At 43.4% G+C, this 12254-nt stretch carries 10 protein-coding genes; 6 read left to right on the top strand and 4 right to left on the bottom strand.

What is annotated here, in order from left to right; genetic code table 11:
- Positions 1-296 precede the first annotated feature (296 nt).
- From BWD42_RS02415 to BWD42_RS02430, 4 genes are all read left to right on the top strand, one after another.
- Positions 297-671 carry a hypothetical protein gene (locus BWD42_RS02415; protein ID WP_077432877.1) on the top strand — a complete coding sequence of 125 codons (375 nt, stop codon included), beginning with the start codon at positions 297-299 and terminating at the stop codon, positions 669-671.
- Positions 672-789: 118 nt separating this feature from the next.
- Entirely contained in the window at positions 790-3981 is a 3192-nt protein-coding gene (locus BWD42_RS02420) for a SusC/RagA family TonB-linked outer membrane protein (protein ID WP_175991933.1), read from the top strand.
- A gap of 11 nt (positions 3982-3992) precedes the next feature.
- Positions 3993-5345: a RagB/SusD family nutrient uptake outer membrane protein gene (locus tag BWD42_RS02425; RefSeq protein WP_077432879.1), complete on the top strand. Its 1353-nt coding sequence runs from the start codon at positions 3993-3995 to the stop codon at positions 5343-5345.
- Positions 5345-6556, top strand: coding sequence for a TlpA family protein disulfide reductase (locus BWD42_RS02430; protein WP_077432880.1), 1212 nt, complete (start codon positions 5345-5347; stop codon positions 6554-6556). Before BWD42_RS02425 ends, BWD42_RS02430 begins: the two co-directional genes overlap by 1 nt.
- Positions 6557-6611: 55 nt before the next feature.
- Here the strand turns inward: BWD42_RS02430 and BWD42_RS02435 are convergent, their stop codons facing one another.
- From BWD42_RS02435 to BWD42_RS02445, 3 genes are all read right to left on the bottom strand, one after another.
- Positions 6612-6824: a hypothetical protein gene (locus tag BWD42_RS02435; RefSeq protein WP_077432881.1), complete on the bottom strand. Its 213-nt coding sequence runs from the start codon at positions 6822-6824 to the stop codon at positions 6612-6614.
- Between the two features lie 506 nt (positions 6825-7330).
- Positions 7331-8320: a helix-turn-helix domain-containing protein gene (locus BWD42_RS02440; RefSeq protein WP_077432882.1), complete on the bottom strand. Its 990-nt coding sequence runs from the start codon at positions 8318-8320 to the stop codon at positions 7331-7333.
- 51 nt (positions 8321-8371) lie between these two features.
- A complete protein-coding gene (locus BWD42_RS02445; RefSeq protein WP_077432883.1) occupies positions 8372-8773 on the bottom strand; it encodes a hypothetical protein in 402 nt (133 codons plus the stop codon).
- A 272-nt stretch (positions 8774-9045) separates the two neighbouring features.
- Here BWD42_RS02445 and BWD42_RS02450 point away from each other — a divergent pair, with 272 nt between their 5' ends.
- Both BWD42_RS02450 and BWD42_RS02455 read left to right on the top strand, forming a co-directional pair.
- Positions 9046-10233: a Yip1 family protein gene (locus BWD42_RS02450; RefSeq protein WP_139350992.1), complete on the top strand. Its 1188-nt coding sequence runs from the start codon at positions 9046-9048 to the stop codon at positions 10231-10233.
- Position 10234: 1 nt separating this feature from the next.
- Entirely contained in the window at positions 10235-10642 is a 408-nt protein-coding gene (locus BWD42_RS02455) for a helix-turn-helix transcriptional regulator (protein WP_175991934.1), read from the top strand.
- 156 nt (positions 10643-10798) lie between these two features.
- On the opposite strand, the gene BWD42_RS02460 is transcribed toward BWD42_RS02455, so the two are convergent.
- The gene (locus tag BWD42_RS02460) at positions 10799-12220 is read right to left on the bottom strand and encodes a PLP-dependent aminotransferase family protein (protein WP_077432886.1); all 1422 of its coding nucleotides are present in this window, start codon (positions 12218-12220) and stop codon (positions 10799-10801) included.
- Positions 12221-12254 lie beyond the last annotated feature (34 nt).

A 12254-nucleotide genomic window follows, 5' to 3' on the forward strand; every position in this document is an offset into this window, starting at 1 on the left:
GCGTTTTATTTTTAAACAACAAAATTAAAAACTATAATATTGTATTGTTATTCTATATAAAGTAGATCGGGCTTTTATTTCTTTCCGAAAGGAAGCGCCATAATGACCCCTGAAGATGACTAGTAACCGATTTGAGGGCGCTTTGCGGATTCGTTAATTTTTATTTGTTGTATAAACAGTATTAAAAAAATACTGCTAATGATAACCCTTTTTAATTCGAAAAAATCGAAAATGGGGAAGCTATGTCCGTTTCATTTGATCGGACAAAGCTTAAGTCATCTTTATGAACCTTAAAAATGAATCAAAAATATTCAAATGTGCTAGCCTTAGAACTAGCCATATACCAAGTACACGATCAAGATTATGATCCCACGGATAAGATCGCCGATTTTTGGAAAAAGTATGATATCCGTACCATCCAGAATACCATTTCTTTACTACTTAAGAAGTCAGCAGACCGCTGGCCTAATGAAAACGTATTGGAACTCTGCCACAAGCAGGTATTCGGTTTCGATCTGTTAGCGGTACTGATTGCCTATTTCCACGTGCATAAAGACTATGTAGACATGAGCAAATTAGATTTTTCAGACGCTGAAACAACAGGTTTTAGTTTGGATGAGCTGGAGATCACCAAGCGAATTCACGAGTTTTTTGTACGATTAGTAGACTAACCTTAACGATAAGCAGATGACAAATAGATCAAACCGTATGTCTGCCTTATTAGATAAGGTAGCGAGTATTCCAACTATACAGATTATAATACTCATTATAGTATTCATACTTGTTTCTATGTTTAGTTTATCAGCTCAAACGCCCCGCAAGGACAGCGGGGCGGATGGGTTGTTATCCATCAGCGGTACTGTCGTATCGTTCAGTGACGGTAAACCTATCCAAGGAGTTTCCATCCGTGTCGAAGGTGAAAAGGGAAGGACCTCTTCTAATAAGGATGGTTCATTTTCATTACCAGTTTCCAATCCCAAAGGTACAGTTTCGTTCTCCCACATGGGATTCAAGCGCTTACAACTATCTTATGTCGCAGGGGTATCACTACAAGTAAAACTGATACCATTAGAGAATCAATTGGATGAGGTGGAGGTAGTCTCTACTGGCTACCAAAAGATTCCGAAGGAAAGGGCGACAGGAAGTTTTGAGCTGCTGACCAATGAGCAGATTAATGTGAGCAAATCTTCCCATTTTATTAATAGGTTGGATGGGCTCTCGCCATCGCTGCGTTTTGAAAAGCGTGTACCTAATCTAAAGCCCGAAGAGCAGATCTACCAGCGAGGTAATTCAACCTTACTCGGCGCCTGGAGTCCCCTGATCATTCTGGACAATTTTCCGTATGAGGGTGACCTCAGCAATATCAATCCAAATGACATCGAAAATATAACCATCCTTAAAGATGCAGCTGCGGCATCCATATGGGGTACCCGGTCGGGAAATGGCGTTATTGTATTGACAACAAAATCGGGCGCCAAGCTGGACCGCATGCAACTGGAGGCGAGTTCCAATATCCAGATAGGGCAGAAGCCGGATATCTATAAGCTTCCTTATATGTCGAGCAAAAGCTTTATCGAAGCTGAGGAGATTTTATTTAAAAACAATTACTACGATTGGATGCTAAACTATCCTGACTATACCATCTCACCCATCGTTAACTTGCTTAGTCAGCTTCGTGATGGTAAGATGAATAAGGATGATTATGATAAGCAGAAGCTTCAATTTGAGCGGTATGATGTGCGCGATGATTATATGAAATATGTGTATCGCAATAATGTGGCGCAGCAGTACTATACGAGTCTGGCTTATGGGAGTAAAAAGCTTGACTTCAGAGGAAGTCTAGGCTATGATCGGGCTGCCGAAAATATCCGGAATAACAGCACATATCGTATCAGTGCCAAATTTGTTACTTCGATCCGTCCGACAGACCGTCTATCGCTAGATCTCAATATCGGATTTTCGGACAACGGACGCAAATCGCAGGGCAGTGACTCAAAGGTCGCCTATGGCTCGCTTTATTCGGGTGCCGGTAAGACTTTTTATCCTTATCTACGGCTGGTGGATAATCAGGGGAAAGGGATTGATCTGGAGACAACGACCTTACGTAAATCGTATATTGATACCTTGGCAAATGGACGGATGCTCCCTGCGCATTACAATATGCTGAATGAATTGTACGCCAGCGAAAACCTAGCGCGTGTCACTGATGTAACCATGAGTATAGCTGCAAATTATAGCTTGAGTGATGCATTACGTTTGAATACTTCATATCAGTTTCAGCGTTCACTGAGTAAGGTAACGAATAATGAGTCTATTGATTCTTATTTTGCACAACACTATATCAATCTATTTACTGAATTCACACCCAGCTCATTGACGTATCATGTGCCAGTGGGAGATATTTATTCGCAGCGTATAGGGGATTTGTTTTCGCACTACCTACGGGGTACGGCCATTTTTGATAGGCAGGTAGGGCTGGGTACGCTAAATATGCTGGCGGGGATGGAAGTGAAAAGTATGGACAACCGTATCGAAGGCTATAAACTATATGGCTACAATGCGGACCGGATAGAATTTACACCTGTGGATTATAAGACGAGTTTTCCCTTGCTTAATGGATTGCAGGGGCGGGGTCAGATCATCAGTGGAAATAAACTGGAGGAATATAAACAGCGCTTCTTTTCGGTATTTATTAATGGTTCCTATACCTTGGAAAACAGGTATGTATTGTCTGGCAGTTTGCGCCGGGATGCGGCCAATCTCTTTGGGGTTGCTACCAATAACAAGTGGCAGCCATTATGGTCGGTAGGGGCTGCTTGGGAACCGAGTAAAGAAGATTTCTTTCCGAAGGATGTATTTTCTTATTTAAAACTCCGGGCTACCTATGGTGTAAATGGCAATGTGACCACGCAGATCTCCGCTTACCCTACGATTGCTTATGATGGTATATTCCCATATACAGGGTATACCAATGCATATATGGTCAATCCGCCAAATCCAGACTACCGGGCCGAAAGGGTACGTATTGTCAATATCGGTGCGGATTGGTCAACAAGAGGTAAACGCTTGAATGGTACGATGGATTTTTTTGTAAAAGATGCAAAAGATCTGGTAGCGCTAAGCAATATCGATCCGACAAAAGGTTTTTATACGCAGGCGGTCAATATTGCCGATTTCAGAAATAAAGGGTTGGAACTCAATCTACAGAGTGTAAATATAAATGCCGAGGATTTTAGATGGAATTCAAATCTCTTATTTACGTATAGCAAAAGCGTGGTCACAAAATATAATTACAAACACGCGAATGTGGAGAGCTATATGTGGGCAACGACTGCACCAAACCCTGTTGTCGGCAGGGACCTATATGGATTATATGCCTTTAAGTTTGCCGGACTGGATCATGACACGGGTGCACCGCAGGGGTATTACGAGGGTGAAGTGTCCAAAGATTATGCGAAGATCATGTCGGTGGGCATTGACGATGTGGCTTACCTGGGATCAAGTGTACCGTTGTATAGTGGTTTCCTGGCGAATACCTTCTCATGGAAATCATGGTCGCTTCGGGCAAACCTACAGTACAAATTCAAATACTTTTACCGGAGACCAAGTATCAATTACAATGGGCTAGCGCAGTATTGGCAGATGAATAATGACTTTGACAGGCGGTGGAAGCAGCCAGGGGATGAATTGCATACCAATGTACCGGCAATGATCTATCCCATGAATAGTCAACGCGACCTATTTTATCAGAACTCGGATATCTTGATTGAGCCTGCTGACCATATCCGCCTGAAAGACATCAATCTGCAATATACTATGAATACGCAGCTGAAGGGGGTAAAATCGTTAACGGTCTATGTCAATGCGGATAATCTGAATTTTATCCTCTGGCGCAAGTCGGATTATAATAATGATCCTGATTTCAATTTTCTGATTCCGACACCAAGAATGTATACGCTAGGGATGAAAGCTACTTTTTAACTGATAAAATCATGAAAAAAATACATTACTATTTACTGCTAGGCATGGCGATGCTCTGCCTGCAGGGCTGCAACAAATTTTTGGAAACCAAACCGGATACCAAATTGGCCATTCCCGATAGCTTCGAAGACTGTCAGGCGTTATTGGATGGGTATGGTACGGTAAACATGAGCTACCCGTATGTTGGCGAACTCTGTACGAACGATTTCTCGCTGACCTCGGAATACTGGGCTGGATTGGAGGTATATGAAGACCGTATGCTCTATATCTGGGATAATCAGGTTACTCCACCGCAGTCGCAATGGGCCGGACCTTACCAGACAGTGTATATCGCCAATCAGGTGCTGTCCATCCTAGAAACTTTGCCCGCGGGGGCACGTCGCCAGCAGATGGAGGGGGCTGCCTACTTTTACCGTGCCTATGCACTGTTTGCACTGGCAGAGCTATTTGCCCCCATACCCTTAAAAGATGGTAGCAATGCGGGGGTAATGGCGCTGCCGTACCGTACCTCACCAAATATCGAGGAAAAGGTGGAGCGAGTACCCCTGGGTGAGTATTTTGCGTTGCTGTTGACGGACCTGGATAACGCTAGGGAATTACTTCCTCGCTCCGCTGGGCTTCCATCGCGGCCGAACAGCACGGCTGCGGCTGCGCTCTTATCGCGTATCTACCTGTATTTGCAGGATTATGAAAAGGCCCTGGTCTACGCCAATACCGCTCTTGATCAGCAAAATACCCTGATGGATTATAACACCTTACCCATGTATGAGGAAAGTCCGTTTAAGCAATTCAATCCGGAAGTGATTTTTCAGGCTATTTCTTCCGGGAGCTTTACGTTTTACTATACCATATGGAAAGCCTCGCCCCAGCTTTACAACAGTTATGCGGATCATGATCTCCGAAAGCAGCTCTACTACATGGATAATGGGGACAATACTTTCTCCTTCAAGGGCAATTATGATGGTGAATTAAATCAGTCGCCCTTTAGTGGCCTTGCTGTCGACGAACTTATACTCAACAAAGCTGAATGCTTGGTTCGTTTGAATCAGCTAGACGAGGCCAAGGAGACCATTAATCACTTGGGGCTAAAGCGCTATAAAAAAGAAGTGTATCAGCCTGTAGTCACAAACGATGTCGCGTTACTACTTGAAATTATTTTGCAGGAGCGCAGGAAAGAATTGGTGATGCGGCAACGACGCTGGGCGGATCTGAAACGTCTGAATCTGGATCCGGCCACCGCAGTATCACTGAAACGGACAATAGCGGGCAAGGATTATCAGCTGCAGCCAGGCGCTGGCTTTTACACGATGCTGATCCCACGTGAGGTAATCAATAATTCATCTTTAACACAAACAATACGATAATGAAACTACTATTTAAAATAATCATTCTTTTATTCCCGGTGTTGCTTTTTGGTCAAAGCAATAAAAACCTGAAAGTACCCGAAGGTATAGCAATAGGCATGGATGCACCCAAAGAATTGCTTGGTAAGACAATAGACGGTAAGATCATACCGCCCATAGGTGACTTACCGCAAGATCTGGTCATCCTGGATTTTATGAATACAGCCTGTACCAGCTGTATTGCAGCATTGCCACGTTTAGGACAATTGCAACAAGCAAACGATAATGTGCTTAAGATCATCTCGATATCCTACGAGAAAACAGATCGGGTCAAAGCTTTTAGAAAAAATAATGAACTCTTTCGCTCAAATAAACTTGATTTTATTGTGGAAGATTCCATATGGTCCAAATATTTTCCACACCAGACGGTCTCGCATATGGTGTGGATCTACAAGGGTAAAGTTGTGGCCATCACCCATAGTGAATATGTAAGCCAGGAAATGATCGATCGGGTGGTCAAGGATGGCAAGATCGCTATACCGGTCAAAGATGATTTCCTGACTTTTGACTTTACACGCCCGTTGATAGGAAGCCAGGCTGGTAGGTATTCTTTTCTGACAGGATTTATTGAAGCAGCCAACAGCAACTTTGGGCAACAAGTAGATAGTGTGAATGGTATCGTTCGTGAATATATTGTTAATGGCGAGATTATAGCGGCTTATTTATACTGCTATGGAAAACTGGAGGCACTCCCTTTTATAAAAGATAGTCGTATTGTGGTGGAGCGGCCAGATAAAGAGCGTTTTGTCTTTGATAAAATTCAATCCAAATACCGCGAAAGTTGGAGACGGAAATACGGTATCAGCTATGAAGCTAATTTTGATATCAAGGCTGATCCCAAAGAGAAAGCCAGAGCGATGATCGCAGATATGGAGATTAAAATGGGAGTGAAAACAGCACTGACACCTCGGTCTGTCGTTTGTTGGGTGATCATGGATGATCCCAATGGAAAAAAGGCACAGCGGACAGCGGATGGGCAGACGATCGCTGACTTTGCTTTTATGCTCGACCTCAATGGAGATATTCCGCCAGTTATTAATGAATCTAATGACACCCGGCCATACAGCTTTACCGGAGCTTCGGCATTTAAAGATTTGCAGGTCGAATTAAAGAAAAATGGCTTTTTACTGGTTCAGCAGGAAAGAAATATTCCTTGTTTAGTGATCAGATAATCAAAAAGGGCTACCGATCTGGTAGCCCTCTCTTTATAGACCCAGTCGGGTGGGTCTATGCTTTTAATTTGACGTTAGTCGTGCTGGTTCTGGTATTCAAAGCCTGTAGCATTTCGTCCTTTAATGCAGACGAGATCGTAGGGACACCTCCTGAATTGGGTGCTTCGATCGTACAGATTTGATTATTTCCTGAACAAGACGGCGTACCCAATGAGTAGCTTGCTGGATTGCCAGGAGCGTTTGGGTTGTTTAATTGAAATGTTGCCATGTTGCAAAATTTTAATAGTCAAATCGTGTTAATTAATCAGATACATCCTCAATATATCCGGTTTCACAGATTCTGCCGGGCTGACCGAAACGCCGTACTGGGCCAGTCCTTTTCGAGTAAATGCTGTATCGTACCGACACACGGGAATGTCGTAAACCTGCGCCCATGCCGGTCACGTACAGGGCCGGCACAGCAGCAGGTGGTTGACCGCAGGAGGTTTATCTTTGCCAAGCCGGAGTACTTTCGCTGCACCAATTGTGAAGGCCATTGCCGGCGCGGGGTTCTCAAATCCGCGGCGAATGGTTTCTCATTTAAAGAATGCATTCTGACTCGTTCTGTACGCTGTATATGCTCTTGCCCTGTCATACTTTTCTGTTTATAAATTCACCCAGTCCTAAGGGTATGTGTTTCATTAATCCAAATCTAATGGCAAAAAAGTCCTATTTTTTGATTGAATACAGACTTTGATTTGGTCAAACCCATAGTTAATCTTCGGCCTTGAGCGACTATAGCGATCTGATGTATGCACTCGGTGTCTGGCCGGTATGCCGCTTAAAGAAATGACAGAAGCTGGACTGGTCACTAAAGCCACATCGGCTGGTGGTGATTTTGATCGATAGCTTTTGCCCTAGACAATGCTTGGCTTTTTTTAAGAGCTCCTGATTACTATAATGCGTTATCGGTACGCCATAGCGCTCCTTGTGAAGATAATTTAGATATTGAGATTCGACGAATAAGCTTTCCGCAATGTGGATGATCAGTACCGGTCCGTCAGTCTCGGCGATCCGGCTGCCGATCAGCTCCCGTGCCAGCTGTACGATGAGATCAGGATGGCGCAATAAGCCCTTTGCTCTGAGCATTTTGTCCTTGATCAAATAAAGCAGCTCCTGAATTTTTTTTAGGATACATAATTTGGGGATGAGAGGCTTTGTGAGCAGCTCCTTGGTTAATTCGCCGAGGATACGTCGGGTATGCTCCATCGCTTCAAAATCAAGGCTCACCCGGTATTGCGGCTGCTGCTGCCGATGGGCTCCCACAACCTCATCCAGATAATCAAAGCCTGACAATCCATTCAGATCAAGCAGGTCAAGGGGCAATGTAAAACCTTGGATATGGTACTTGCCGGGTTCAAAATGTAAGCTGATAACCGTCTTTGGTGCATAGAAAAATGCACCGTGAAAAGGGCGGAAGCTAAACGTGGCCTGTATATGGGGCTGCTGATACTGGATGGGTTTGCGTCCGTCCAGGTGATAAAGTAGGTGGGTCTGTGGGCTTAAGATCTCAAAACAGATGTGGGTAGCGGTGCTGACCTCGATGGCATAACTGTAGCTTTCCAGATTGCCTGTTTTTAAATATTCTTCATAAATACTGATCTGATTATTGCTGAGCAGTCTTGTTCGGCTACCTGGTAGCCGATGAATAAAGGATTTTGTGAGCGTACTTTTGCTCACAAAATCCATTTCTGCTTCTATCAACCTGAATGATTCGGTCTGCATATAGCTGTTGATTTTGGGGAATATTCCACGTTTGTTTCGGGGAAACGTGGGTTAGCGGTATGCTGAATTCCGGTAAACAATGCGGATAGAAAAATAACCTGTCGGCAATAAATTGCTTGTGACAGCTGGGGTACTGGATGAATTGTATCGTGATAGGATGATATCCTTGGGTGTATCTTCCTCTTCATCAACTGAGCTGCTCTCTTTTTGGAAATCGACCGCTAGGGTGTTATTCCAGCTATCGGCAATCCCGATGCTAAGTTCAGTTTTGAGTGCGAGCGACATCGTATTCAGATATTGGATCTGGCTGAGGCGTAGCTCAAAATAGGCCATCATAAAGCCGACGAAGTCACTCATGATAAAGTTGATAATAACAAGGCGCTCGGCATAAGGGAGGGCCAATACTTCCTTTTGCAGATTGTTTACATCTGCTTGGTCAAATGTTCTTTTCATATTTATTCTGATAAGTAAAACCCCAAATAAACTCTCAAAAACCACGGAAAACAAGTGTTTGGATCAGATATGACAGGATTCCGTATATTTTGACGGAATGTTTCAAAGAGCAATAAAGCGTTATTTAAAAGAAATTTTATATCTTTGAGATAAGTATTTTTTTTAGCTTTGTGTTGATGCCCAGTCGATGATAGAATTGTATACTGATAATCAACCTTAAAATGCAGGCTGATTTATTTTAAAGGCCATTACCTAACCAATTTGTAATCATTATGCGATCTGGTAAATTAAATAGTAAGAGAAGGTTGTTTTCGTATTTATTAAAAATTGCTCCTTGCCGATGGGGCCGAATATTCTTTTATCCGCTTTATATTTTCTTTTGCTCCATCTTTTCGTTGGTCATCAATCTGGGCTCCGCTGGTAGCAAGATGCCTGACCGTATCCTAAGCAAGCGCTTTATAGCAATATGGATCGGTACTGTTTTACTGCTACTGGTCTACGCTATGCTGATCAGTTACATGCACACGGCCTTGATGGTTCGGCAACGCTTCGGAAGGAATGCCAAGCTGAATTTTATGATTTATGCGCTCTGTTCGTTCTGTGTTGTCCTAGCTATTCACGGGGTTGTGCTGGAAATATTGCTGCCTGACAGGCCGGGATTAATCTTGCTTTCGCGATGGTATCTGACGACTGATTTTTGGTTTTTCTTTCCGATGGTGGTCGCCTATACGCTGTTTGTCCACCGGTTTCCAAAATGGGTACTGCTTGACTGGCTGCCATTTGGCCAGATGACGATCTATAAGCCAGTTGAGAAAGCTCGGCTTGGGCAACATCCAGCGCCACTTTTATTAACCCTGGGAACCGGAACGGGTGAAAATCAAGATCCCGGTGCAAAAACCACTGATCAACTGGAAAAGATTCCAAGGCAGCTCTCTTGGAATAACGACCAGTCGACAGCGATGGATCTCTCGTCTTTGACAAAAGCAGAATCCCAGGCTACGCTACTCAGTCTGTGGCAGCGCGATCGGGATCGCTTGGCGCTGATGGTGTACCTCTTGCGCAAATGGGAGGATGAAGAGCTGATAGCGGGTACTACGATCAAATGCCTGAATGCGGTGATCATCTATAAAGAACAGCGTACGGCGGATGTCTATATGCATAATGGCAAGTTTTGCCGGATAGAAGTGACTACCAAAGTGCTGCGGGAGAATCCCTGGTTGGTAAAAGTACGGGCAAAAGTGTATGTTAATATGCTTTTTTTTCGGGTGCCGGTAAACCGGCCCACTATGTTGGAACTTACCGCTGAGATCAAAGAAAAACTACAGAGATTGTTGCCGGAGGATAAGCTCAAAATCCTGGTCACGCCCTCGCGTGAGCTGCGCAACAACATCAATAATTTTTGGGGAATAATAGATACGCTAGATGAAACCAAATTGGAAGAGGAATTTAATCTGGCTTAAAATGGATGTATTGTTTAACGCTGTGGTGATGGAGCCCCTGCACAATGCCTATTGTGCGAAGCGGCTCGTTTCGGCGACCAGCATTTCTAATGGCATGGTTATGTTAAATTTATTGAATCGCATATGTGACCTCCTGGAGGTAATATCATCATTACTGCAGGCAATCTTGAGGTATATAACCGAAGAAATGAATCAAGATCGCGTAGAAGCAGTGGATACAGCTGCTGAACTGGACCATATGCTCGATATTGCTCATGTGCTCGACAAATTGGGGATATCTGAATCCAAGTATTACCGCTTGGTCCGCGATGGAAAGCTCAGGCCGAGGAAGCTCGGCAAACGGCATTATTACTACCTTTCGGATCTGCACGAGCAGCTCGAGGAGAGTAGGAGAAAGGGGCGGATTTAGCTCGCTCTAAAGGGGAGCCGGGCGGCCAGCCATGGCCGGAAGAAATTCTGGCCATTTTTTTTTTTTTTTTTAAACAGGCCTTTGCCAATGCCATATCTTGACTACCATAAGCCACAGAGCTGAAGAGGTTGGGGAGTACAATTGGGAATCGGAATATCATAACAATTTGGCCAAAGCAACAATCCCCTCTTCCATTTCATTTTCAGTAAGCGAGCCGTATCCTAATCTTATGCCGTTTACGGTTTCATCGAAGCTATAAGCATCGGGAATAATGATTTTGATACCTTTGCTATTTAGTTTTTTGGAAACCTGCGACCAATCCATTTGTTTATTTGGTACAATCCAGAAAGCCAAACCACCTTCAGGAATTGCATAAGTTGCTTTGTCCTTAATATGTTTATTGAGCACAGTTGCCATAAAATCCCTTTTGGCTTTGTAGTGGTTTGTGGCCTTTTTAATATGCCGTTTTACTGTACCGTCTTTGATTAGTTGCAGAACAGCCTGTTCCATTATGCTGTCACCTTGCACATCAATAATTTTTCGCAAACTGCCTACCTTTTCAATCAAAGTATCATCATTGCTTGCCAGATAACCGATACGCAGAGCAGGTGCAACCACCTTGCTCATTGTGCCGATGTAAACATAATTTTTCAGCTCCGTAAAACTTGACAATGGCAATACAGGACGGTAGCCAAAATGAAACTCATTATCATAATCATCTTCGATAATCGTAAAACCATATTCATTAGAAAGCCGTATCAATTCCAACCTTCTTTTCAAAATCAATGTTACCGTGGTCGGATATTGGCGGTGCGGTGTAACGTAAATCGCCTTTATTTTTTTGCCTGATTTCAGATAAGAAATAACATCATCAATCAGCAAACCGTCTTTATCTACACCTACAGGCAACAACTTTGCACCTGCATTCTCAAATGCAGACCAAGCGGGCTTATAGCCTGGATTTTCAACGATTACATAATCATTTTTTGTAAACATGTATTGCGCCGTCAGATACATAGCCATTTGACTGCCCCGAGTGATACAGATATTGTGTTCGTTTACCTGCATACCTCTTTGATGATTGAGCATTTGAACAACGGATTTTCTAAATTCCAAATCACCTAATTCGTTGCCATAGCCCATCATTTGCCACCTAGCTTTTTGATTGAAGATTTGGCGGTAAGCCCTTGCCAGCTCAGTAATGGGGGCAATTTTACTGTCTGGGATTCCGTCATCAAACTGCAAATGATAATGCTTGTCTGTTGTACATTTTGCAATAGCAGTTACACGATTGCCTTTTTGTACTTCCTTAAAATCGGGCAATGTATCGGCAACAAAAGTTCCTTGCCTTTCTTTGGGAATTAGCCACCCTTCAATAATCAGTACGTTCAGAGCTTCCACAACGGTATTCCGATTGAGCTTTAGAAGTTGTGCAAGGTTTCTACTCCCCGGCAAAGCATCGCCTGCCTTTAACCTGCCCGAATGAATATCTTTTATAATAGCATCGGCTATTTGCAGATAAACGGCTTTATCCGATTTTTCATCTAACTGTATTTCAAAATTCCAACTGCGTAACATCTGGACTATTTATTTTTACAAAAACTGTATCATT

Origin of the sequence: Sphingobacterium sp. CZ-UAM (assembly GCF_002000245.1) — a bacterium.
Lineage (GTDB): Bacteria > Bacteroidota > Bacteroidia > Sphingobacteriales > Sphingobacteriaceae > Sphingobacterium.